20 protein-coding genes are annotated in these 23,508 nt (G+C 44.3%); 16 read left to right on the top strand and 4 right to left on the bottom strand.

Annotated features, from left to right (window positions below; genetic code table 11):
- The first annotated feature begins 20 nt into the window (after positions 1 to 20).
- The 5 genes from ACX0G7_RS03825 (at position 21) to ACX0G7_RS03805 (ending at position 3,816) form a co-directional block, all read left to right on the top strand.
- The gene (locus ACX0G7_RS03825; protein WP_458922099.1) at positions 21 to 224 is read left to right on the top strand and encodes a hypothetical protein; all 204 of its coding nucleotides are present in this window, start codon (positions 21 to 23) and stop codon (positions 222 to 224) included.
- Positions 225 to 366: 142 nt separating this feature from the next.
- Positions 367 to 852 carry an RNA polymerase sigma factor gene (locus ACX0G7_RS03820; RefSeq protein WP_458922098.1) on the top strand — a complete coding sequence of 162 codons (486 nt, stop codon included), beginning with the start codon at positions 367 to 369 and terminating at the stop codon, positions 850 to 852.
- Between the two features lies 1 nt (position 853).
- Entirely contained in the window at positions 854 to 2,191 is a 1,338-nt protein-coding gene (locus ACX0G7_RS03815) for an anti-sigma factor family protein (RefSeq protein WP_458922097.1), read from the top strand.
- A 24-nt stretch (positions 2,192 to 2,215) separates the two neighbouring features.
- Complete coding sequence (locus ACX0G7_RS03810; RefSeq protein ID WP_458922096.1) at positions 2,216 to 3,040, top strand: outer membrane beta-barrel protein; 825 nt, start codon at positions 2,216 to 2,218, stop codon at positions 3,038 to 3,040.
- A 221-nt stretch (positions 3,041 to 3,261) separates the two neighbouring features.
- Complete coding sequence (locus tag ACX0G7_RS03805) at positions 3,262 to 3,816, top strand: L,D-transpeptidase family protein (RefSeq protein ID WP_458922095.1); 555 nt, start codon at positions 3,262 to 3,264, stop codon at positions 3,814 to 3,816.
- A 300-nt stretch (positions 3,817 to 4,116) separates the two neighbouring features.
- On the opposite strand, the gene ACX0G7_RS03800 is transcribed toward ACX0G7_RS03805, so the two are convergent.
- A complete protein-coding gene (locus tag ACX0G7_RS03800; RefSeq protein ID WP_458922094.1) occupies positions 4,117 to 5,715 on the bottom strand; it encodes a serine hydrolase domain-containing protein in 1,599 nt (532 codons plus the stop codon).
- 10 nt (positions 5,716 to 5,725) lie between these two features.
- The gene (gene acs, locus ACX0G7_RS03795) at positions 5,726 to 7,639 is read right to left on the bottom strand and encodes an acetate--CoA ligase (RefSeq protein ID WP_458922093.1); all 1,914 of its coding nucleotides are present in this window, start codon (positions 7,637 to 7,639) and stop codon (positions 5,726 to 5,728) included.
- 234 nt (positions 7,640 to 7,873) lie between these two features.
- Here acs and ACX0G7_RS03790 point away from each other — a divergent pair, with 234 nt between their 5' ends.
- The 11 genes from ACX0G7_RS03790 (at position 7,874) to ACX0G7_RS03740 (ending at position 19,074) form a co-directional block, all read left to right on the top strand.
- Entirely contained in the window at positions 7,874 to 8,251 is a 378-nt protein-coding gene (locus ACX0G7_RS03790) for a hypothetical protein (RefSeq protein WP_458922092.1), read from the top strand.
- A gap of 155 nt (positions 8,252 to 8,406) precedes the next feature.
- Positions 8,407 to 9,990, top strand: coding sequence for a SulP family inorganic anion transporter (locus ACX0G7_RS03785; protein WP_458922091.1), 1,584 nt, complete (start codon positions 8,407 to 8,409; stop codon positions 9,988 to 9,990).
- A gap of 124 nt (positions 9,991 to 10,114) precedes the next feature.
- The gene (locus ACX0G7_RS03780; protein ID WP_458922090.1) at positions 10,115 to 10,738 is read left to right on the top strand and encodes a carbonic anhydrase; all 624 of its coding nucleotides are present in this window, start codon (positions 10,115 to 10,117) and stop codon (positions 10,736 to 10,738) included.
- Between the two features lie 162 nt (positions 10,739 to 10,900).
- The gene (locus ACX0G7_RS03775; RefSeq protein WP_458922089.1) at positions 10,901 to 12,403 is read left to right on the top strand and encodes an MFS transporter; all 1,503 of its coding nucleotides are present in this window, start codon (positions 10,901 to 10,903) and stop codon (positions 12,401 to 12,403) included.
- A gap of 20 nt (positions 12,404 to 12,423) precedes the next feature.
- Positions 12,424 to 12,660, top strand: a complete 237-nt coding sequence (locus ACX0G7_RS03770; protein ID WP_458922088.1) for a DUF6814 family protein — start codon at positions 12,424 to 12,426, stop codon at positions 12,658 to 12,660.
- 52 nt (positions 12,661 to 12,712) lie between these two features.
- Positions 12,713 to 13,618: a gliding motility-associated ABC transporter ATP-binding subunit GldA gene (gldA, locus tag ACX0G7_RS03765; protein WP_458922087.1), complete on the top strand. Its 906-nt coding sequence runs from the start codon at positions 12,713 to 12,715 to the stop codon at positions 13,616 to 13,618.
- Between the two features lie 79 nt (positions 13,619 to 13,697).
- The gene (gene eno / locus ACX0G7_RS03760) at positions 13,698 to 14,987 is read left to right on the top strand and encodes a phosphopyruvate hydratase (protein WP_458922086.1); all 1,290 of its coding nucleotides are present in this window, start codon (positions 13,698 to 13,700) and stop codon (positions 14,985 to 14,987) included.
- Between the two features lie 84 nt (positions 14,988 to 15,071).
- A complete protein-coding gene (locus ACX0G7_RS03755; protein ID WP_458922085.1) occupies positions 15,072 to 15,365 on the top strand; it encodes an FtsB family cell division protein in 294 nt (97 codons plus the stop codon).
- 221 nt (positions 15,366 to 15,586) lie between these two features.
- Positions 15,587 to 15,823 carry a hypothetical protein gene (locus ACX0G7_RS03750; protein WP_458922084.1) on the top strand — a complete coding sequence of 79 codons (237 nt, stop codon included), beginning with the start codon at positions 15,587 to 15,589 and terminating at the stop codon, positions 15,821 to 15,823.
- Between the two features lie 46 nt (positions 15,824 to 15,869).
- Entirely contained in the window at positions 15,870 to 16,541 is a 672-nt protein-coding gene (gene nth, locus ACX0G7_RS03745; RefSeq protein WP_458922083.1) for an endonuclease III, read from the top strand.
- A gap of 154 nt (positions 16,542 to 16,695) precedes the next feature.
- Positions 16,696 to 19,074, top strand: a complete 2,379-nt coding sequence (locus ACX0G7_RS03740; RefSeq protein WP_458922082.1) for a hypothetical protein — start codon at positions 16,696 to 16,698, stop codon at positions 19,072 to 19,074.
- Between the two features lie 128 nt (positions 19,075 to 19,202).
- On the opposite strand, the gene ACX0G7_RS03735 is transcribed toward ACX0G7_RS03740, so the two are convergent.
- Positions 19,203 to 19,781 (bottom strand): hypothetical protein, encoded by a 579-nt coding sequence (locus ACX0G7_RS03735; RefSeq protein ID WP_458922081.1) that lies wholly within the window; start codon positions 19,779 to 19,781, stop codon positions 19,203 to 19,205.
- 64 nt (positions 19,782 to 19,845) lie between these two features.
- Positions 19,846 to 23,487, bottom strand: a complete 3,642-nt coding sequence (locus tag ACX0G7_RS03730) for a BamA/TamA family outer membrane protein (RefSeq protein WP_458922080.1) — start codon at positions 23,485 to 23,487, stop codon at positions 19,846 to 19,848.
- Between the last annotated feature and the right edge of the window lie 21 nt (positions 23,488 to 23,508).

Below are 23,508 nucleotides of genomic sequence, written 5' to 3'. Positions count from 1 at the left end.
TATTTGAATACCGAAATTTTATGAAAAGGAATTTATTGATACGTTTAATGGTGGTAAGTTTCGTTGCAATCAGCAGCGTGCTTTTTATTGAGTCAGGACTAAAAAAGCAACATGCTGAAGATCAATGTAATGATGAGATCCCTTTAACCGCGAAAAAGAAGGTTTCCGGCGAGTTTATCATTTTGCAATCCATCACCCGTTACATTACAGCCGGCTACCATTAATCTCTCTAACAGAAAATAAATATGGCCCCGCACTGGCGGGGCCATTTTTTTTAAAAATAGTTTTACTGTTTTGTAACTTTCGGGGCACGAGGGACGTACTACAGATACAAACTGCCTATATAATGCCAGTCAAGCACTGTTTATGACAGAGAAAGAGTATAATCAATGTGTTAATGAATATGCGGACAATGTGTTCCGTTTTATTTTAAAAAATCTCCGGCATGAAGAGGACGCGCGTGATGTAGTGCAGTCGGCTTTTGAAAAAATGTGGATCAACCGCGCAGATGTTGATAATTCAAAGTGCAAAAGTTTCCTGTTTACGGTGGCTTATCACCAGATGATTGATCATATCAGGAAATCAAAAAGGATCACGCTGAAAGAAGAATTCAAAGAAGAGTCCAGGATTTATGATAAACCGGTACAGAACACAAAGAAAATACTGGAACAGGCTTTAGGAAGATTACCGGAAACACAGAGATCATTAGTATTGCTTAAAGATTATGAAGGGTATTCATATGAGGAGATTGGAAAAATAACGGGACTAAATGAAAGCCAGGTAAAAGTTTACCTCTACCGGGCAAGAGTACAGTTGAAGAATTATTTAGTAAGTCCTGAAAACGTAATGTAAAATGAACATCAATCGTGATAACTACGAAGAATTTTTTGTTCTCTATATAGATAAAGAACTCAGTCCGGCCGCCCGGGTTGCAGTTGAAAAATTTGTAGAACACAATCCTGATCTGAAAACAGAACTGGAAATGCTTGCACAAACCATTCTTCCACTGGATGAAATGGAACCCTTTGTCAACAAAGATGTTTTATTAAGAAGTGAAAGCGAGGCGCCTCCGGCACTCATAAACGACCTTAACTGTGAAGAGTTTTTCGTAATGTATGGCGATAATGAACTTAACAATGATGAAAATGCACTTGTAGAAGAATTCGTTTACCGTCATCCACAATACCAGGAACATTTTGAACTGATACAACAGGTAAAATTTCAGCCTGAGAAACATATTCTGTTTCCGGACAAATCAATTCTTTACCGGTCCGAAAATGATGTTAAGGTAGTACCGATGTTTACCAGGATGCGTTCCTGGAAGATGGTTGCAGCCGCAGCATTGATCCTGGCGATCGGGGGAACAGTGTGGTATGCACTTAGTGATAAGGCAGTTAATGGATCCGGCTTAAATGGCCTGGCTACCGCGGATCCGGTTCCCGTTCAAGTGCCTGTTACAGATAATAAAAAAGAGGAAGTCCCGGTTACTGATAATAAAGTTGCTGATAACAATAAAGTAACAGCCGACAAAGTTACTGATCCGATCTTACCTGCTACAACATCTACAGATGCGGTTTCAGATAAATCATCAACAGTTGCTGATAACCGCAACGTGGATAAAAAGCAAACAATAAAGTCCGGCAAGGATGATCTTGAGAAGCTCCTCAAACCAGAGAATCAATCAGGCAATAACTCATTTGCACAGTCGGATCTAAAAAAAGACAACAACAGGAGTAACATTATCAATCCTTCAAACGTAAAACAAGGGAACCAGGTTGTAAAAACCACCGGTGCTGATAACGAAGGAACCAACACGATCAATGGACTTAATAAGAAAGATGAGTTTGACAAGAAAGATGGTTCAGACAAAAAAGACGGATTGAAAAAGAACAAGGACAATGATGCAATCATCGTTCCTGTTATCCCGAATAAAGACGAGGCTTTGGCAATGGTTGAACCCGAACGTACTGAAAACAAGGTAGCCATCGGACCTGTAGAATTGAAATCTGACAATGTGTTTACCAGGCTTGCCAATGAAACAGATGAAGAGTTTGAACAATCAGACAAGAAAAATAAAATGCGCGGAATTTTCAGAAAAGTAACCCGCGTCTTCGACAAAGCTACCAGCAGGGAGCCTGCTGAAAACAGAAAAGATGTGCGCATCGCAAGCTTTTCTATAGGTCTCAAATAATTCAAAAAACATAAAAAGACAAACATGAAAAGGATATTGATACTCCTGACCGGGATAAGTATGGGTATAACAGGCATGGCTCAGACCGACTCCACTTCGAAAGCGCCGGATACCATCAAGATTGGCACTATGATCATCGTGAAAACTCCTGGTGATGAGCCCGGCGAGAAAGAAAAAACCCGGATCTATCATAGAAATGAATATAAGCCTTCACTGATCACTACAAACTGGCTCGTTCTCGATCTCGGCTTTGCTAACTATGATGATCAAACGGACTATGCTGCTACATCGGCCAGCGGCTTTACAGGACCCGGCGTTGGTAAAGATCAAATGAAGCTTCGCACAGGTAAATCAGTGAACGTTAACATCTGGTTGTTCCTGCAAAGATTAAATATGGTAAAAAATATTGTAAACCTTAAGTATGGTCTGGGTATCGAACTAAACAACTACAGGTATAACGAGCCAGTAATTTTTGAAACAAGTCCAACCAAAGTCGTACTTGACAACACAAAAGTCTACTCAAAGAACAAACTGGCCGCAGATTACATTACCATCCCAATGATGTTGAATTTTAACTTCACGCCAGGTAAACGTCGTGGCTTTGGATTAAGTGCAGGTGTAAGCGCAGGCTACCTTTATTCAAGCCGGCAAAAAACGATCACAGATCTGGATGGGCTGGAAAAAGTGCATAACGATTTCGACCTGCGCAAATGGAAAATATCTTATATAGGTGAACTGCAACTTGGACCCGTCACTCTTTACGGTTCACTCGCAAGCCAAAGTATGTTTGAAAAAGGATTTGATCAGACTCCATATAATTTTGGCCTCAGGCTCAGCGCCTGGCAGTGATGAAAAAATAAATCACAATAAATAACAGAGTTGTAAATGTGGCGCGTCTTTTGACGCGCTATTTTGTTTTTTGAACACTCTGTTAAAAGTTATCCCTGTCGAAAATAAAGCTACAACAGATACGTTTTCATTTAAGCCACAATCCCATAAGCCGTGTTAAATAATAATCTATCACTAAACAATTAAATTATTGCCTGGCCTTTACTTAAACCATGGTTATTATGAAACGCAGACTTCTTATTGCCATCCCGGTTATTGTGGGAATTTCTCTGGTGGCCTTCAGGTCAGTTGAAGAACGTATAATAAAAAAACGAGTTTTCAGTAACGGTCCAACGGGCACCGTATACCTGGTTGTAGACAAAACGGATTATGAATTAAAGGTGTACGATGACGAAGGATGGTATGCGACCTACCCGGTAGTATTCGGTAACAAAAACCTCACAGATAAAATGATGGAAGGCGATCGTAAAACACCGGAAGGCAGTTTTAAGATCATTTCCAAAAGGAGACATGAGAAATGGCACAAAATGCTGATGCTCGATTATCCAAATAAAGACAGCTGGGCAAAATTCAACGAACGTAAGGCAAAAGGCATGATACCCAAAAGTTCAAAAATTGGTGGCGGGATCGCTATCCATGGAACCTGGCCAAATGATAACATTGTGGTAGACGATTATACAAATTGGACGAACGGATGCATCGCGCTCAAAAATGATGACCTGGATGAACTTGAACAATTCCTGCCGGTTGGCACACAGGTTTCCATTCAAAGGTAATCAACCATTTACTTCTCATCAGGTTATCCCTGTCACTATATTATAATATGATAAGTGTTAAGTCTTTAGCCCCCGCTTGCACCGGGGGTTAACTTATTGTATCTTACATCCAGGCCGAAGCGAATAATCCTGAGATACTCTTGATAGTTTGCGGCCCATTTAATCCGGAGACAATTCAATCCATACTGCATTGTAATTGAAAACGGCAATGCAATGTCTCACTATGAAAACCCCACAAATTCCAGCCAGTGGGGTTTTTCATGCAACACGAGGATTGTGGACGTTCATGTTTTCGGTTCCCTATCTCTTTTTTGTTGAAGGCACAAATGCTCCCATACTGAATTCCTGGATCAAAGCGGGATTTTCGGGAGACAGTGTGAAGTAGACTGGTATCGTACCATTTTCTCCATTAATAAGAAACTCGCCCCTCAGTTGATTCTCGGCACGGAGAGGGCCAACCGAAACAATCTTTCCGGCGGCTTCATAAGCCAGCCTGTTATATTTGATCAGGGAATCAACAGGATTGTCCGGAAAAAAATTCTCAGCAAAGATTCCGCTGGCAGCCGCATTTTTCCAATCTGGAAATAATGCCACCAATTCATTTTTTCTTTGATCAAGAATATCAGAGGGAGGCAAAATCCTGCGCTGCAGTCCCGCCCTTTTTACCAGCGTGTCAAGAATATGAGGATTAATGCGTGCTGCACCGGCATAAGTCCGGTTCGCGAGGGTAACTATCCCGATACCATAATCAGGCAGGAATCCCCAGTGGGAGCCAAAACCCGGCAAACCGCCACTGTGACTCACTATTGTCTTTTCTTCACAGTCCTGCATCCATCGCAAACCATATCCATAAGCAGTAACAACCGGGCAGTTGCGGCCATCAGCATAACGATATTTCAAATTCATTGCATCGAATCTCCAGGGATGATGCATTTCCCTCAACGAGCTTCTCTTTAATACCGGTGATTCAGCGAGATTGGATGCGGGCCAGGCTTCCATGTGAGCTGCGAGGTACTTTGCAAATTCATCAACCGAACTTATCAGCGCACCCATAGCTCCCCAGGAGCCATCCGCCTGGTCATGTAAAAGTTCTTCTTCGATCCATTGTTCATTAAGCCAACGGTAACCATGTGCCAGTTGCTGCGGCTCTATATCCCGGAACTCATAACCGGAGTGCTTCATGCCAAGTGGCAAAAAGATCTCATCATGAATATATTGTTGATAGGGTCTGCCGGAAACTACCGATATAATCTTACCGAGAAGCGCAAAGCCCAGGTTACTGTATTCATAACTTACTCCCGGGGGATTTGAAAAAGTGATCTTCTTGTTCAGAAGATCCATAAGGTCCTTATCCGTATCGGCCAACTGGCGATCACCCCAGGGGTTATCTTCAGGAAAACCAGCACTGTGGGTAAGCAAATGCCGGATGGTAATTTCAGGGGCATCGGCAGTGACATATTCCTGGAGCGCGAGAGCAGGAATATATTTCCTGGCTTTGTCTTCAAGCGAAAGTCTCCCCTGGTCACGAAGTTTCAGGATAGCCATTGCTGTTACACTTTTACTCATCGAGGCTACACGAAACATCGTGGACGAACTCACAGGAACCTGCTTTCCCAGGTCCGAAAAGCCGAAATTACCCGTATGGACCAACTTGCCATCCACGACAATGCCATAGGCCAGCCCGGGAATATGATTCTCTTCAGTAAATTTCCTGAGCATGCTGTCTGCTGCCGGAAATACACTTTTCAGTTTCTCTGATCTTGACTGGTCTTCAAAATACGCGGGCCTGAATTTCATATTTGCCCTGGGAGGCTTATCCACCTTTACCTGTGATTCCGGATCATTACAGGAACCGAAAAGAACTCCACATACAATTGCGACGGCAGTAAGTCTTAGCATGGGCTGAAAATTATAGTTTTCCTTCGGCTATTTCCTTAACCACCCCCGGATCAAGCAAAGTGGATGTATCGCCAAGGTTTTCTGTTTCACCTTCAGCAATCTTCCTTAGAATCCGTCGCATTATCTTACCACTTCTTGTTTTTGGAAGACCGGTAACAAACTGGATCTTATCCGGCCTGGCGATAGGTCCGATTATCCTGGTAACAGTGAGTGAAATATCTTTTTTGGTGAGTTCAGCATCATTATGAAGGTCGTTGAAAATTACATATGCGTAAATACCCTGTCCCTTAACGTTATGAGGATACCCAACCACGGCGCTTTCCACCACACCGGCGTGCATATTGATCGCATTTTCGACTTCGGCTGTACCTATCCGGTGCCCGCTCACGTTAAGGACATCATCTACGCGACCCGTTATCCTGTAGAATCCGTTTTCATCCCGGAGACAGCCATCCCCGGTAAAATAAAGGTTCTCGTAGGTGGAGAAATAATTCAGGCGGCATCTTTCGTGATCGCCATAGGTTGTCCGCAAGATGCCGGGCCATGGAAACTTTATGCATAAGTTTCCGCTTACATTGTTTCCTTCCAATACCTTTCCGTTCTCATCTACAAGTACCGGCTGAACCCCCGGGAGGGGCAAGGTTGCAAACGTTGGTTTTGCCGGGGTGACCCCCGCAATGTTCGAGATTAAGATTCCCGCGGTTTCCGTTTGCCACCAGGTATCAACGATCGGGCTTTTTTTCTTCCCGATATTTTCATCGTACCAATGCCAGGCTTCTTCATTTATCGGTTCTCCGACCGTGCCGAGTACCGTGAGCGAGCTGAGATCATGCCCGTTAAGCGGTTCGGTTCCAAATCCCATCAATGACCTGATAGCAGTAGGAGCGGTATAAAGGATGTTAACTTTGTATTTATCGATGATCTGCCAGAAGCGGCTCGCATCCGGCCAGGTCGGAATGCCTTCGAACATGAGTGAAGTAGCACCGGCGCTCAGCGGACCATAAACAATATAGCTATGACCGGTGATCCAACCGATGTCTGCGGTACAAAAATGGATCTGGCCGGGCTGATACTGGAAAACGTTTACAAAAGTATAATTGGTATAAACCATATAACCCCCGCAGGTATGAACCACACCTTTTGGTTTGCCTGTGGAGCCCGAGGTGTATAAGATAAACAGCATATCCTCGGCATCCATCTCTTCGGCGGGACAATCCGGGTTGCCCTGTGTTTCAACCTTGCGGATTTCATCTTCCCACCAAACATCACGTCCTTTGATCATGCTCACAGGAGTGCGGGTACGGGTAAGAACAATTACTTTTTTCACAAACCGGCATTGAACCAGGGCATCGTCAATCACACCTTTCAGCGGAATCTCCTTGTTACCCCGGAAAGCACCATCGCAGGTAATCACAAACTCAGCCTGCGCATCCTGCAACCGGTCGGCAATGCTCTGGGCGCTGAATCCGCCAAAAATAACCGAATGAACCGCTCCGATCCGGGCGCAGGCAAGCACCGCGATTGCGAGCTCCGGGACCATCCCCATGTAAATGCAAACCCGGTCGCCTTTTTTGGCTCCGACGTTCTTTAATACGTTTGAAAACTGGACAACTTTATTGAAAAGTTCACGGTAGGTAAGTATCCGGTAGTGTTCGGCGGGATCGTTCGGCTCCCAGACGATTGCCGGCGTATCGGCTTTATCGGCAAGGTGCCGGTCGAGGCAGTTCTCGGTGATATTTAATTTGCCGCCAGCGAACCATTTTATCTCTGGAGTTGTAAAGTTCCACTGGAGGACTTTGTCCCAGGGTTTGCGCCAGTGAAAGGTGGCCGCAATCTCACCCCAGAATCCTTCCGGATCATTCACACTTCTATCATAGGCGCTCTGGTAATCTTCGGAAGATTTCAACTGATAAGAATAAGACATAACAATTTTCAGATTTTCATATTAAAGCCCTACTCCACAAGGAGTAACATCAGGCGGTAAATTAGCCTAATAAAAAATATCTGCAAAAAGGTGAGAGTAATTCGAAATAAATGGCGTCTTAATAAAATGCTTTGGAATTGAAGAAAGCTGGGATAATGAGTGATTTTATTGGAAATTATTTAAAAAAATGTTAACGGATTTCATTTCCGTGCTTTCAGGGCTATATTTGTGGCGATGACATCTCAGAAAAATAAATATCAGGACATTTCAGCCGGCAAGAATCTTCTTGCTGTGGCCTTGATGTTCCTGTTACTTTTTCTGACTACGGCTAATTTTTTCTTCTACCCCCAGGATTCAAACTCCGGGTATTCGTTTATGTCGGGCCAGACTGATGAAGCGGAAGGTTTCCCCGGCTCGCCTTCAGGTCCCGACGAAAAAGCACCTGGCCCACCGGTTTCTTTCTCCGAAGAGTATATTCATGGTCATCTTGAAGTCACTGATTTCTTTCTGAGTAACCGCTTGTTCAAACATCTTATCAAAGCGTCAGAAAAAATTGAACTCGTCCACTTCGAGCTACTTTCTCCTCCTCCTGAACGTTTATCTCTTTCCTGAGGATAGGTGTGCCCATACATGAGCACAAAAATGACTTTTTTAAAATTGCACATAGTGACCGTAATGCATAGGCTCTGATTTAAGGCCAACAACCAGGCAGGGTTATTATTATTCCATTTCATTATTCACCAATCATAATTCATAACTCTCTCACTATGTCTAACCAACCAAAAGGTTTTTTCAGTTCATTAGGTTCTGACTTTCCGGCCTCGGTTGTTGTGTTTCTTGTAGCACTTCCCCTTTGTCTTGGAATCGCGCTGGGCTCCGGCGCCCCACTGTTTTCCGGTTTGATTGCCGGAATTGTCGGTGGTATTGTAGTAGGATCTTTAAGTGGTTCTCAATTAAGTGTAAGTGGACCGGCAGCGGGGTTAACCGCAATCGTGGCCGTTGCCATTACAAAACTCGAAGTTTACGAGGTTTTTTTGCTTGCTGTAGTAATCGGTGGAGTTTTTCAGTTGATCCTCGGTTTTCTGAAGGCCGGTATACTGGGAGATTATATTCCTTCCAATGTGATCAAAGGTATGCTGGCGGCTATCGGCCTGATCCTGATTTTGAAGCAGATCCCCCACTTTGTTGGCTATGAATCGGATTTCCAGGGCGATGAATCTTTCAAACAGCCGGACGGGAAAAATACATTTTCGGAAATTTATTTTTCGATAATGAATCTTATGCCGGTGGCCCTGATGATTGGTCTTATTTGCCTGGGCTTCCAGATACTTTGGGATAAACTGATCATTAAAAAATTCAAATTTCTTAAACAGGTTCCTTCGCCGCTGATTGTGGTTATCGTAGGAACCTTGATTAACGAATTCCTTAAGGTGTCGAGGCCCGATCTTGCCCTCACTTCGGCTCACCTTGTAAATATCCCGACGGCTGACTCAGCTGCCGAGTTCTTTTCATTTTTTACCTTTCCTGATCTTAGCCAGATAGGGAACATTACAGTATGGACAACAGCTCTTACGCTTGCAATTGTAGCAAGTCTTGAAACACTGTTAAATGTTGAGGCATCTGACGAGCTGGATCCCCTTCAACGTGTTACACCCACTAACCGGGAGTTGAAAGCCCAGGGAGTTGGAAACATCGTTTCCGGTCTGATTGGCGGATTACCTATCACTTCGGTGATCGTTAGAACTTCCGCAAACGCAAATGCAGGCGCTAAAACAAAGGCGTCTACCATTATGCATGGTTTGCTGTTATTGTTGTGCGTGGCCTTGATCCCTCAGATATTGAACAGGATCCCATATTCATCGCTCGCAGCCATACTCATTTACACCGGTTATAAGCTTACCAAGGTTACATTATATTCAACGTATTTCAGGAAGGGATGGGATCAGTTTGTACCCTTTGTGGTTACTGTCCTGGCGATCTTGTTTACGGATCTCCTTGTAGGAATACTGATAGGTTGTTGTGTTGGTTTGTTTTTCGTGATGAGAAGCAATTTCAAATCAGCAGTATTTGTGGTCAATGACGATAAAAATTATCTCTTCAGACTGAGAAAAGATGTGTCTTTTCTGAATAAACCCATTATTAAAAACAAGCTTGAACAGGTACCAGAAGATTCTTTTGTTTTGATTGATGCTGCCAGGGCAGACTTCATAGACAAGGATGTGATCGAGGTGATTGAAGACTTCATGCACCGCGCGCATCTCAAAAACATCAAGGTAGAACTCAAAAAAAGTGCTCATAAAGAACAAGGTTTCGGAGATGCGCGATTTGCATCCGCTGCTTCGAAACACTAATAATAGAATGCATAATCGTCAATGAAACGACATGCACCACGGTCATTGATCCGTACACCATTCTAAACAGACCGGTGCTAAAATATTTGCGGTAACGCGGAACGAATAATTAAATACTTAAGAAATGAAATCATTTGAAAAACTACTGCTCGAAAATAAAGCATGGGCAGCCGAAAAGCTGGAGGACGATCCGAAGTTCTTCGAAAGGCTCGCACATTTACAAACTCCTGAGTTCCTTTGGATCGGATGCAGTGACAGCAGGGTTCCCGCAAATGAAGTTACCGGAACCGACCCCGGTGAGATCTTTGTACATCGCAATATCGCAAACCTCGTTGTTGAAGACGACCTGAACGTACTCTGTGTGCTTGAGTATGCGGTAACCCATCTGAAAGTTAAACACGTAATTGTGTGCGGACATTATGGATGCGGGGGTATTAAAGCAGCAATGGGTGATCAGAGTCTCGGTATTCTTGACAAATGGCTGATCAACATAAAAAAGGTTTACCAGGAAAATTTTGAAATGATCAATTCAAAACCTACCCCTGAGGAACGCGCTGACCTTCTTACCGAGTATAATGTAAAACAGCAGGTAATCAATTTATCAAAAACGGAAACGATCAGGCAGGCATGGGAATCCGGCCACCGTGTTCACATCCATGGCTGGAGCTATGGATTGAAAGACGGCATCCTGAACAGGATATCACATATCGCACCCCCTAAAGTTGATGAAAAGTATGTGATTGTTTAGACCGGTCTCCGGCTCCTGACGAAAACATCTTTACTATGAAAAGCTCCTGTAACCGGTATATATCGGGCAGGAGCTTTCTTATTTGTGCCAGCAATTCTCGCAGCACATAAACACCGGTAAAAACTTTACTTTATATTCGGTGATATAAATGCGAGCCTGCTTATGAATTCACCAACACAGGGAATTTGGAAAGTCATCACTGCTTCATCTGTTGGAACCCTGATCGAATGGTACGATTTCTACATTTTTGGCAGCCTTTCCACCATCATTGCGCAAAAGTTTTTCCCCGACACTAACCCGACGGCAGCCTTACTGTCTACCCTTGCAACATTCGCGGCAGGATTTATTGTCCGACCGTTCGGTGCATTATTTTTTGGCCGCCTCGGTGATCTGATAGGCAGAAAATATACTTTCCTGTTGACCCTTGTACTGATGGGTGGCTCCACGTTCCTGATAGGTTGTGTGCCCACCTATGCAAGTATCGGGGCTCTTGCGCCCATCCTGGTTTTGGTGCTGAGGTTGTTGCAGGGCCTTGCTTTAGGTGGCGAATATGGAGGTGCGGCAACCTATGTGGCCGAACATGCTCCCGCAAACAGGAGGGGCTTTTATACCAGCTGGATCCAGACAACTGCCACCCTCGGGCTCTTTATATCCCTTGGCGTAATTCTGTCGATACGCAGACTGGTCGGCGTGGAAGAATTCACCACAGGCAACGGATGGCGGTATCCCTTCCTGTTGTCAATAATCCTGGTGATCGTGTCCATTTTTATCCGACTTCGAATGAACGAATCGCCACTGTTCAGTAAGCTCAAAAAGGCGGGAAAAACATCATCCAACCCATTGAAGGAAAGTTTTGGAAACAAGACAAATTTCAAGATGGTACTCCTGGCCCTGTTTGGTGCAACAATGGGACAGGGAGTAATATGGTACACAAGCCAGTTTTACGCACAGAACTTCATCCTTACCAAATGCCTTGTTGAGTATGAACAGGCAAATTCAATCATACTTATTGCACTACTGATATCAACCCCATTTTTTGTGATTTTTGGGTCCTTGTCAGACAAGATCGGCCGCAAACACATCATACTAACCGGGATGCTACTTGGCATTTTGTCCTATCACTATATCTTCCAGGAGCTGTATAATATTGCAGACGTAAGCGCCAAAACTGTTCAGCCGGAGAAAGAACAGGTACAGACCTCGAGATCATTGAGTGCCGGTAAAGAATATATTCAACTGAAAACGGTGACGCAATATTATACCGACGGCTCAATGATGCGGACAGCCAGCAGGCTGAGTACTCATAGTGCCATAAAGCTGCCACCTCCGCGGAAGGAAATTGTTCTCGGTGAATCCGCAAAATGGCAGATGATCGGGTGGATAGCGCTGATGGTGATATTTGTAACCATGGTCTACGGACCAATCGCGGCATTTCTTGTTGAGCTTTTTCCGACACGAATCCGGTACACGTCGATGTCACTTCCCTATCATATCGGAAATGGCGTTTTTGGTGGATTAGTCCCTTTTATCGCGACATTGATTACTACAATTCCCGGATCAAACCATCTTTCCGGACTATGGTACCCCGTCGGCGTTGCTATCCTTAGTTTCATCATCGGGGCCCTGTATCTTACAAATCGCATAGACAAAAATGTGGGAGATTGACAGACTGAAAAGACTCAAACATGAAACTACTTAAACGATACCTCGGAATTTTATGGATGTTGCTTGGCCCGGCAATCATCATTGTGCTTGTACTGGCCGCAGCGGTTAATATCCGGTCCGAAGGAACGGGTGATATCAATAAGCCCATACCATGGATCATCGTGATCGCCATTTTCACCCCAATAGCTATTGGATTATCAATTTTCGGCTGGTACGCCTGGAAAGGCGAATTTGACGTTATCGAAGATCATTCATGACAGCCATAACTGCTGCGTTACACTATTGGTCATTAATCACTAGTTTTGTCGGATGTCTATCGAGGTAAACAATCTATCTAAATTGTATGGCGGACAGAAAGCGGTTGACTCAATCTCCTTTCGTGTAGACAAGGGAGAGATCGTTGGATTCCTTGGACCAAATGGTGCAGGTAAATCAACGACAATGAAAATCATCACCGGCTTCCTCACACAGGATGGAGGTGACGCTATCGTGTGTGGCGTTAATGTAAAGGACAAACCACTTGAAACCAAGAGTCGTATAGGCTATCTGCCAGAGGCAAACCCGCTGTATTACGAAATGTATGTACGGGAATACCTGGACTTCATAGCAGATATTCACCAGGTAAAAAATAAAAAACAACGTATTGAAGAGGTGATCCTGATGGTTGGATTAAGTGTGGAGAGTAAGAAAAAGCTTGGCCAACTTTCAAAAGGATATAAACAACGGGTTGGGCTGGCTGCCGCCCTGATACATGATCCTGAGGTGCTGATACTTGATGAACCAACAACCGGCCTGGATCCGAACCAGATCCTCGAGATCCGGGAAGTAATCAGGAAACTCGGGCAGGAAAAGACAGTATTGTTTTCTTCGCATATACTCCAGGAAGTCGAAGCAGTTTGTGATCGCGTGGTAATAATTAATAAAGGGAAACTTGTAGCGAATGATACCATATCGGCGCTGAGGGGAAATATGGAAGGCGCCCGGCATATCCGGGTAACCTTCCAGGAGAAGATTGACGGTGGTCTGTTGAGCGGATTATCTTCGGCTACGGCTGTTCGTGCGATTGATGAATTCAACTGGGAACTTCAAACCGGCTCCCCTGATAATCTCCGCAAACAATTGATGGAACTATCTTTGAAAGAAAACCTGAATATAGTTTCTTTGCAAAGCGGTGAACAGAGTCTTGAAGAACTATTCAGGGAACTGACGAGGTGATTGCGGTTCTATAACAATACGATTAATACAGAGACATAAAGGGAACACAACAATCAGACAATCATAAACAAGTAATACAATGAGTTACATTTCCGAGATTCATGCAAGACAAATTTTAGATAGCCGTGGAAATCCAACGATCGAAGTTGATATCCTTACAGACGAAGGGGCGCTTGGACGTGCTGCAGTTCCGAGCGGGGCAAGCACTGGTATCCATGAGGCTGTTGAATTGCGTGATAACGACAAGAAGATCTACGTAGGCAAGGGTGTATTGAAAGCAGTTAAAAATGTAAATACCCTTATAGCTGAAAAATTACTTGGCTTTGATGTTGCAGATCAGGCCGGGCTCGACCAGGCATTGATCGATCTTGATGGCACTGAAAACAAATCACATCTTGGCGCAAATGCGACCCTGGCAGTAAGCATGGCAGTGGCAAAAGCCGCAGCAGCTGAGTCGGGCCTTCCATTGTTCCGGTATGTTGGTGGTACTAACTCAAGAACATTGCCTATCCCAATGATGAACATCCTGAACGGCGGTGCTCACGCAGACAACAAAATAGACTTCCAGGAATTTATGGTTATGCCAGTTGGAGCCACCAGTTTCAGCGAAGGTTTGCGCTGGGGAGTTGAAATATTTCATGCCCTGAAAACAGTATTGAAGAAAAAAGGATTCAGTACCAATGTTGGAGATGAAGGAGGATTTGCTCCCAATATCCAGAGCAATGAAGAAGCCATCGAAACGGTTCTGACTGCTATTACTGCTGCAGGATTCGAAGCGGGCTCACAGATCATGATAGCCATGGATGCAGCTAATTCTGAACTTTGGGACAGCAAAAAGAAAAAGTACGTCTTTCATAAAAGCGATGGCAAGGAATTGACCAGCGAACAACTGGTTAAATACTGGGAAAGCTGGGTTAACAAATATCCGATCTGTTCTATTGAAGATGGAATGGCTGAAGATGATTGGGATGGATGGAAGTTGCTGACTGAAACTATCGGAAGCAGATGTCAGCTGGTTGGTGACGATTTGTTTGTTACCAATGTTACACGCCTTCAGCAGGGTCTTGACCGTAATATTGCGAATGCATTGCTTGTAAAGGTTAACCAGATCGGTACTATAACGGAAACGATCAACGCGGTTTCGCTGGCACAAAGCAACGGATATAATACCATTATGAGTCACCGCAGTGGCGAAACGGAAGACACTACAATTGCTGATCTTGCAGTAGCATTAAATTGCGGCCAGATTAAAACAGGCTCTGCCAGCAGGACGGATCGTATTGCAAAATACAACCAACTGATCCGTATTGAAGAGTCACTGGGCATCAACGGAATTTATCCTGCCGGAAAAATTAAATTCGGAAAATAAGAACAATGATATTTCATTAATCGGTTACTGATCGGTGTTAGCAGCAGTCTTCTGACGCTGATCAGTAACTTTCAACAAACTCCCATGAAACTGATTCAACAACTGCCTCCCTGGCTGAGAAACAAGTACTTTCTTACGGCGATTGTTTTCGCTGTGTGGTTGCTTTTTTTTGATGACAGGGATATTGTAACTCAGTTCAGGCACAACCGCGAGTTAAAGCATCTTGAACAAAGCCGCGACTACTATCTCCAGGAAATTCACACCACCTCTGCTGAATTGGAAAAACTTAAATCGGACCCGGCTACGCTCGAAAAGTACGCCAGGGAAAAATACCGGATGAAAAAGGACGATGAGGACCTCTTCATCATCGCCGAATAAATTTGCCGGCTTCGTAATTCTACTAATGCCCGGCTCATAATCATTTATTATCTTACCTGTCTATAACCCTTCAGACACCCTCTCCGCCAATCCTTAATCCCATTGAAAACCAGAGAAATCTGAATCCCATGCAATAAGCGACCCCTTTAATCGTTTTTGTATACGGACGGACACCCGAAACTGACTATTTCGGATTTTTTTGGACATAAATGGATTTGCACATGTACTTACTCTTTACACCAGAGGAACTTATACAGTATTTGTATAAGGAAACTTCTCAGGAAAAAACACTTGCTATCGAAGCAGCACTACGTGAAGACTGGACCCTTCGCGAAAAGCTGGAAGTTTTGAAAGCATCCACACAGAAACTGGAAACCATTCTCGAATCACCCAGGGCAGAAGTAATTATGAATATTATGAACTACGCCCGCAATACAGAGGTGAACCCGGTCCCCTGATCATTGATATAGTCCTGGCTTCCTGTATTTTCGCAGTCATTTATCAATGACACGCAAAGAACGTTACAAAGTCGTCATCGACTATTTCCAGCAACATGCGCCCAATGCGGAAACTGAACTGATTTACGATAGTCCCTACCAGCTACTGGTGGCGGTTATCTTATCAGCACAGTGCACAGACAAACGCGTAAACCTGACTACCCCTGCAATATTCGAGCGCTATCCCGACCCGGAGGCGTTGTCGAAAGCTACTATAGAGGAGTTATTTCCCTTTATAAGGAGCATCTCATATCCAAACAACAAGACCAGGCATCTGATCGGCATGGCCCGGATGCTTATGGATGAATTCCACGGTGAGGTACCCCTGACCGTTGAGGAACTCGTCAGGCTGCCCGGTGTCGGAAGAAAAACCGCAAACGTAATCACATCGGTAATTGATTTACAGCCAAATATGGCCGTTGACACCCATGTTTTCAGGGTTTCCGCAAGGCTTGGCCTGACCGTCGGTGCAAAAACGCCGCTCGCGGCCGAAAAACAACTTGTTAGTTATCTGCCCAAAGACCTGGTTCACAAAGCCCATCACTGGCTCATCCTTCATGGTCGTTATATCTGCCTGGCCCGTAATCCTAAATGCGGGGAATGTGGTCTGCGGAATATCTGTATTTATTACCGGAAGGTTATCATCAGCTCCGCATCCCGCGGGATCGGGGGGGCCTGATTTCGTTCATCCCATCATCTTTCCCAAAATCAGAGCCGGCAGCACTAATGATCCACCGCCCATAATAGGTTATATTAAATTATCCCGGCATTTTTTAATTTCGTAGAATATTTGAAACGGTGGGCCGTCAATCATTTATATAAAACCGGCAGTGATGGAATGTAATTTTACAACAAACTTCAATTCTGTATTTTCTTTTCGCCCCCTTATAAATACCTGGAAAGAACTGGCTGAGCATGGGAGGGAAGGCTCAAGACAACTTTACAGGGACCTGCTCGAAAAGGTCAGCGAGGTACCAGAACTATTGTTACCCGCGGTTAGTGAAAGTGTCCTTGAGGCAAACCGCAATCTTGTGGAACAGATGATGGCGACGATCTTTCCGGTTACCTTATCCGACAAGGATGATCTTTACGGTACCCTGGTTCCTTTTAAAATGAAAGTGATCTATGGCTCCGAGAGATTCCGGAAACTCTTCCTCGGTAGTGAAGACAGCCGGATCATCATGCCGGATATTCACAATCCAAATTCCCTGGAAAAGGAGAAACTTATCGGGGCATACCAGTTGATTCTTTCCCGTTTATACAATGTTCCTATCCCGGATACTATGACAACTGTTCATTCATACAGTTGCCCCGATACCACACTGGACAGGTATATGGAACTGGAAATTGACACCAGGTTCGTTTATGTAACCTACAAAGGCGACCTTCCGCCGCTTACGCCAGATTGCCTGAACGGCTGGATGAATGGTTTTGAAATACCTGATATTCCTGGCATTCAGCAGGCCTTCAACCTGGAAAACTTTGAGTTTGAAGGGATGGTTATCTTCAACCTGAAAGACGTTACAGAGAGGGAAGTTTACAATATCATCCGTAACCGCCTGCTCCAGATCGATAATTTTTCGGACGCCACCATTTTCAGTGAGCTTCAACGCCAGATCCAGAACCTGGTGAACGTGCCTGGAGCACAAACCGCCATTAAGCCTTTTTACAGGGTAAATGATCACCTGGTGATCTCCGAATTGTACTCAAACACCCGTGTGCCCAAGGAGATTTTGCCAGCCCCTGAAAAAGTCAATGAGTCTTACAATCTTGTTGTTGAAGCCTTTAAAAACTCACAGGGACCAAAGGTGATACCAAAGATCGACCAGGAACTTGTCGATAAATATCCTTTCATGAGTTCCGTGGTTAAAATGGGCTACAAAAGCGCTATCATGTGCCCGTTGTTTACCGCGTCAAGAGTAATGATTGGTATGGTGATGATCATGTCTGAAAAAGAAAATCAGTTCACCTGGAAACATGTCGCGAAACTGGAACCGGCGATTCCGCTGTTTAAACTGGCGCTGGAAAAGACCCAGCAGGATCTTGATCACCAGGTGGACCGCGTTATAAAGGATCAGTTCACTGCTGTGCAGGATGCCGTAGAATGGAAATTTACAGAAGCGGCCCTGGACTATCTTGTCAGCAAACACCAGGGGGAACAAAGCAAGATTGCCCCTATTACTTTCAGCCAGGTGTATCCTTTATATGGAGCCATCGATATCCGCAACTCATCGGTGGAAAGGAACCTGGCGATCCAGCAGGATTTGCTCGAACAGTTGAAGATGGCTCAAAACATTATCAAGCTTGCAAAACAACAAACCTCATTTCCACTTCTGGACGAGATTTTATTTAAGCTGAAGAAATATATACATGCGGTAAACAATATACTTTTTGCAGATGAAGAGTTAGCTATTCACCATTTTCTGAAGACAGAGATCGTGAATATGTTTACACACATTCAATCCATCATCCCATCGTTGGCGGGTGAGATAAATGGGTATCTTGATGTGATCGATTCACCGGTTGAAATGCTTTACAACCACCGGAAATCTTACGAAGAAAGTATTACCACGATCAATAATGAACTTGCCCGGTTCATCGATGAAGAGCAAAGAGCTGCACAAAAAATATTTCCGCATTATTTTGAGCGATTCGTGACCGATGGCGTTGATTACAATATTTATATCGGCCAGTCCATAACGCCAGATAAAAAATTCGATTTTTTCTACCTGAAAAATCTGAAGATCTGGCAGCTGAACACGCTGGCAAAAGCGGCAATACTTACAAACAAACTACAGAAGAAACTGAAGGTGCCACTACAGACATCACAGTTGATCCTTGCTCACAGTCAACCCATTTCTATCAGCTTCAGAACGGCTGAAAGAAAATTTGATGTGGATGGTGCTTATAATATAAGGTACGAAATCATCAAAAAGCGGATTGATAAGGTTCATATCAAGGATTCCAACGAAAGGCTCACTCAGCCTGGAATGCTGGCAATCGTATACTCACAGACACATGAAGCCAATGAGTATCTCGAGTATATCGATTTTCTTCAAAACCAGGGCTTGCTTACCGGCGATGTTGAAAAATTTGATCTGGAAGATCTCCAGGGAGTGAGTGGCCTTCGTGGTTTGAGAGTCGCTATAAACTTCAGTGAGGAACCCACAGAAAACCAAACCTCAAGATCTGCAAGCAGCCTGAGTAATTGATAGTCTCAGATTAAATTTGCGTTGGCTAAGATGCGAACAATATGATCGATAGTCTCTGACTAAATCAGTCTTGACAAAAAATCATGACCGGGCCGGCTAAGACATAATTCCTGATTAGTCGGGACTTATTAATATTCTTTAACAGAATCCGGTTTAGAGGCTGTTGAATCAGCAGAATCCTGCTTAGGTACAACCAACCTTGCATCGCGGCGGGCGGAATGTTGCCTGCCCGCATCACGCTTCCCTGCCTCGCTTTTGAGCGCGCGGGTTTTTACAAAGACTGGTTTAATGGAATCACGTTTAACAGTATCTGTTTTGGGTTTGTCTGAAATAGTTATCTCCTGTGGAGGTTTAACAGCAGGAAACTTCCAGACCCATCTTGCCAGGTAAAAGCATGACAATAAAAACATTAATATTTCAACTGCGATGAGCGATTTAAGTAAAGCCTGTGATGAAGGTTTGCGGCCCGTTTGGTAAGAAGTCCCCTGGTCCTGCATGGCGATCGCGAGCTGGATCAGCCAGGCAAATATGATGGAAACCAGGAAAAAGACAATTGCCAGTTTAATATTGATGATATTCTTTTCTCCGACTCCTTTGGTAACAAGTACCCCAACGCAGCCGGAAGCGGAAAACAGGCTGATGCCCGTAATCCACTTGCTCCATTCAACTATACCCTGGTTGTTCTGGTATGGCTTGTCTTCACTCATACGCATAAACAATTTACTTTATTTATTTCATTGAAAGGTATTTTGGGTTAGTCGTTTTCTGTTGTCAGAACTGAAAACCGAGGGTAACGAAAGGCAGACCACCGTCTGAAGAAAATCCATAACAGGCCGCAATAACATAGCGCTTACCCGGTGCGAGCCACAACCCTCCTCCATAACCATCATGCCATTTCCCCGAATTTTCATCTTTCACCCATACACGCCCGATGTCATTGAATAACACTACCCCTATCGAACCCGGTAAAAGATAACTCCGGAAATCTGCAATCCTGATCCGGACATCTATGTTATTGTAAAACATTCTGTCGCCGGCGAAACGGTATTTTCTGAAACCACGCAGGTTCTCAAGTCCGCTCAGGTACTGGGCCTGGAAGAACTCGTATTTCCCGAAGTTTATTCCAGCTCCCACGCGGGCAGCAATAACCACATTTGCCGGCACATTAAAACTGAGATATAATGAGAGATCCGTTGCAAGCTGGGCGAAATCATTTGCATAGCTGTTTAATCCTTTGACAACCCTTGCCGTGTTTTTCCAGAGCACACCGCGGGTGGGCAACATCTCGTTGTTACGGTTATCAACATTTGCCTGGAACTGCCAGCCAAGGAAACCTTTGGGTTTGTTAAGCGCAGCACTATCTATACCCTTAAGACCAGGCTCTGAAATAAATCTTCCGATATTTTCTTCCGGTTCTATCCAGTATCGCTGAAATACCGGACCCGTAAGCAAACTTAGGTGAGGACCCGCATCGTTTCTCAACAAGCCAAAACCCTGTATAAGGTTATAACGGGAACGGTAATACGAAATTCCTTTATCACCTTCATCGATAAACTCAGTTTCATTTCCTATCCCAAAAAAATTCTGAACGTTATCCGGTGCTTTGATGTCGGCTTCACCCACAAAATCAGATTTGCCAAAAACATCTACAGCATCAATCTTATACCTGAAATTATAAGCACCCGTGGCCAGTGCTTTATTTGCCCTGAAATGATGAATAATTTTATGAGGCTCTTTCCTGAAGCCATGCCTGGTCATCTTCACAGATAGTCCCAGAAACACTCCATCATCCGGGTTAAAGGCGGCAGATATCATCGGCGCAACGATGTTATACTTGTAAGATTTCCGGTCATACCTGTTTACTTCGGGATCCACCGAAGTCTTGTTAATCTGCAGGCCGTTGCCGCTGAGGTTATTCGTATCCGGTTTGAAATCATAATAGATCGTCTTCGATCGTTTGGCTTCTGCATTATTAATGAATTCGTCCCGGCCCGAGCCGCCGATAACCCTTACACGGATCGTACGTGATGCATTACCAGTGATCAGTATGCTATCTCTGTCTCCCAGGCCCCAAAGTCTTATTTCATCTGTGTTACCGCGATAAAAAGTCCTGTTATATAGCTGTGACGAAATTTTACCGTCCTTATTAATCTTATACATGCTCACCTTTACCGAGCCATCACCATTTCGGAGCACATCAAAAAATTCTCTTTTATCTGTTCCCACAACGTCCACTTCCTTCTCCAGGAAATGATAATATTCCATGACCTCATCTTTCAGGAACTGCCTTCTCTCTTTCAGATTTTTTGCGATCCATGCAGATCGGAATTTTTGTATTTCAACGGGTTGTTCTGCCATCGCAGAATCAATCAGTTTATCTGTCATCAGTGGAAGAAATGAATCCACCGCCTTCATCCACGTAACCTCGCTCAGCCCGTTAAGAAACGAGCGGTCAAAATATCTTGCATTGAAGTTGAACGTATTTATATTTCTTGCTTTGGCCCTGAAGCCCTGGAACTTCGGTAGTATCCAAGGCCGGCTTATCGCCCTTGGGATAACGCCGTTGTTGATAAAAAATGGTTGGTCCCTGTCTCTCGGGATCGGGAAATACCGCTTTCCATCGCCCTTCTTTTCTGATGAATTACCCCATCGCCACTGATCCTCATGGCGATCAAAATCCATGATGAACATGTCGAGCAACCTGGCCTTCAACACTGCTTCCTGGTTAACGGAATTGTCATTATCATCCTGCAGGTCTTCAAACACATCTGTAGAGCTATAGGTCTTTTTAATTGATGCAGGTTCCCGTTCTTCAAACAGATAAAGCCCGTTTTTAAAATCGGACCTGTATTGTTTGAGTGCAGGATCATCGGGAACATAAACAACCTCAGGATTGGCATGTGGTATTCCTGCTGCTTCAGCCAGTACCGGCACAGATAAGGCAGCATAAGGATAAGAAGCCGATACTCCGTCAACAACCGCTTCCTTAACAAAGGTCTGCCTGAACTCTTCAGGTAATGTTCTGTCCGGAAATTTTTCAATGCTTCTCAATACGTATTGATTTCCTTTCGCATCTTCAAGTCTCAGTGATTTTGATTGAAAGCCTCCGCCTCGTTTCACCGGTGTCAGTCCTCCCTTTTCTTTTTGAATACTGAATGTCCTGGCTTTAAGCGGAGTTGTCCATTCTTCGCGATAATTTGATCCGAGCAACCATTTTTTAAATCCGCCGGCTTTATAATATGGAGCAGGGATCATCTGCATTGAATCGGGAAACAATACCGGCTTATCTTCTTCAATTTTGGCAACGCCCGTTGTGAATCCTTTCAGGGCTTGTACAAAAACAGGCTGGTCGGGAGCTGATGATTTTGAGGAGAAGAATTTTAATATGACGTTTCCGGATTTCAATAATTCCAATACACCAAACCCTGTTCCCTCATCAGCGAAAACGGTTCCCGATCCCCTACGGACCTGGGTGCTTTTTGAGCCGGCGCCACTTACAATATATTGCTGGCCTTTTTGCTCTATCAACTGTAGCGCATGTTCGTGGCCTGCAATACGGATGCAATATGGGTGATCGGACAATACCTGGTCTATCCGGTTTGTATAATCTTTGTACTCAGGGTTCTTAAGGTCCTGGATATTGCCAAGGCCCCCGCGTCCGAATGCATAGATTGAACCCAATACCGGCAACGGAATATAGAGATTATCATTAAGTTCTGTAAGCGGGAACAGGTGTTGCTTCCAGGTAAAATATCCTCCATGCGGGCCATAGGATTTGAATGGATGGTGTGCCGCATAAATGACAAGCTTACTGCGGTTACGATAAAGCATATCTTTTAACTGGATAACTACCTCATCTTCGGTTTTACATTCGCAATCCGAGGTTTCGCCGGGACGGTTTTCTTTTTGCAACCACCACTGGCTGTCAACAACAATCATTACGACCGACTCATTCAAAGGTATCTCTACCGGTCCCGGACAACCGCTTCCGGGAGCGAAGATCATATTTGAAAGCTGTCTGCCCTTAATATGTAACTCCTGGTACCGGAGTTGATCCTTTCCATAAGGACCTCCTTTCATCCAGTCATGATTGCCAGGTATAATTATGCCCTTCGCGCCCTTGCCATTCAGCAAATCAATCTGCAGATCAAGTATTCTTTTACTGGTCTCATAATTTGCGGACCCCGGTTCGGGCAACCCGACCGGGTAAATATTGTCTCCCAGATATATAACTGCCGTGTTGGAATCTTTCAGCGAATAAAGCCGGGCAACAAGTTCCAGTTCCGGATTTCGGTCGTTTTTCAATTGGCCGGCATCACCGATCATTATCAGCCGTTGTACGATTGAATCTTCCTGCGCGGCAAGTGCCTGGCTGAAAATAAGAAGTATGATTATATAATAGAGATTCCTCATTCTGCTCGTTTTGTTGAACAT

This window comes from Flavitalea antarctica (genome assembly GCF_054461535.1).
The sequence above is the reverse complement of the archived record's forward strand: the minus strand, read 5'-3'. Positions and strand labels throughout refer to the sequence as shown.

Bases quoted from the DNA above. Each gene is read 5' to 3' on its own strand.
- ACX0G7_RS03790 (WP_458922092.1), top strand. From the start codon at position 7,874: ATGACATCTCAGAAAAATAAATATCAGGACATTTCAGCCGGCAAGAAT.
- ACX0G7_RS03750 (WP_458922084.1), top strand. From the start codon at position 15,587: ATGTACTTACTCTTTACACCAGAGGAACTTATACAGTATTTGTATAAG.
- nth (WP_458922083.1), top strand. From the start codon at position 15,870: ATGACACGCAAAGAACGTTACAAAGTCGTCATCGACTATTTCCAGCAA.
- ACX0G7_RS03730 (WP_458922080.1), bottom strand. From the start codon at position 23,487: ATGAGGAATCTCTATTATATAATCATACTTCTTATTTTCAGCCAGGCA.
- eno (WP_458922086.1), top strand. From the start codon at position 13,698: ATGAGTTACATTTCCGAGATTCATGCAAGACAAATTTTAGATAGCCGT.
- ACX0G7_RS03810 (WP_458922096.1), top strand. From the start codon at position 2,216: ATGAAAAGGATATTGATACTCCTGACCGGGATAAGTATGGGTATAACA.
- gldA (WP_458922087.1), top strand. From the start codon at position 12,713: ATGTCTATCGAGGTAAACAATCTATCTAAATTGTATGGCGGACAGAAA.
- ACX0G7_RS03785 (WP_458922091.1), top strand. From the start codon at position 8,407: ATGTCTAACCAACCAAAAGGTTTTTTCAGTTCATTAGGTTCTGACTTT.
- ACX0G7_RS03735 (WP_458922081.1), bottom strand. From the start codon at position 19,781: ATGAGTGAAGACAAGCCATACCAGAACAACCAGGGTATAGTTGAATGG.
- ACX0G7_RS03825 (WP_458922099.1), top strand. From the start codon at position 21: ATGAAAAGGAATTTATTGATACGTTTAATGGTGGTAAGTTTCGTTGCA.
- ACX0G7_RS03775 (WP_458922089.1), top strand. From the start codon at position 10,901: ATGAATTCACCAACACAGGGAATTTGGAAAGTCATCACTGCTTCATCT.
- ACX0G7_RS03815 (WP_458922097.1), top strand. From the start codon at position 854: ATGAACATCAATCGTGATAACTACGAAGAATTTTTTGTTCTCTATATA.
- ACX0G7_RS03805 (WP_458922095.1), top strand. From the start codon at position 3,262: ATGAAACGCAGACTTCTTATTGCCATCCCGGTTATTGTGGGAATTTCT.
- ACX0G7_RS03780 (WP_458922090.1), top strand. From the start codon at position 10,115: ATGAAATCATTTGAAAAACTACTGCTCGAAAATAAAGCATGGGCAGCC.
- ACX0G7_RS03820 (WP_458922098.1), top strand. From the start codon at position 367: ATGACAGAGAAAGAGTATAATCAATGTGTTAATGAATATGCGGACAAT.
- ACX0G7_RS03755 (WP_458922085.1), top strand. From the start codon at position 15,072: ATGAAACTGATTCAACAACTGCCTCCCTGGCTGAGAAACAAGTACTTT.
- ACX0G7_RS03770 (WP_458922088.1), top strand. From the start codon at position 12,424: ATGAAACTACTTAAACGATACCTCGGAATTTTATGGATGTTGCTTGGC.
- acs (WP_458922093.1), bottom strand. From the start codon at position 7,639: ATGTCTTATTCTTATCAGTTGAAATCTTCCGAAGATTACCAGAGCGCC.
- ACX0G7_RS03800 (WP_458922094.1), bottom strand. From the start codon at position 5,715: ATGCTAAGACTTACTGCCGTCGCAATTGTATGTGGAGTTCTTTTCGGT.
- ACX0G7_RS03740 (WP_458922082.1), top strand. From the start codon at position 16,696: ATGGAATGTAATTTTACAACAAACTTCAATTCTGTATTTTCTTTTCGC.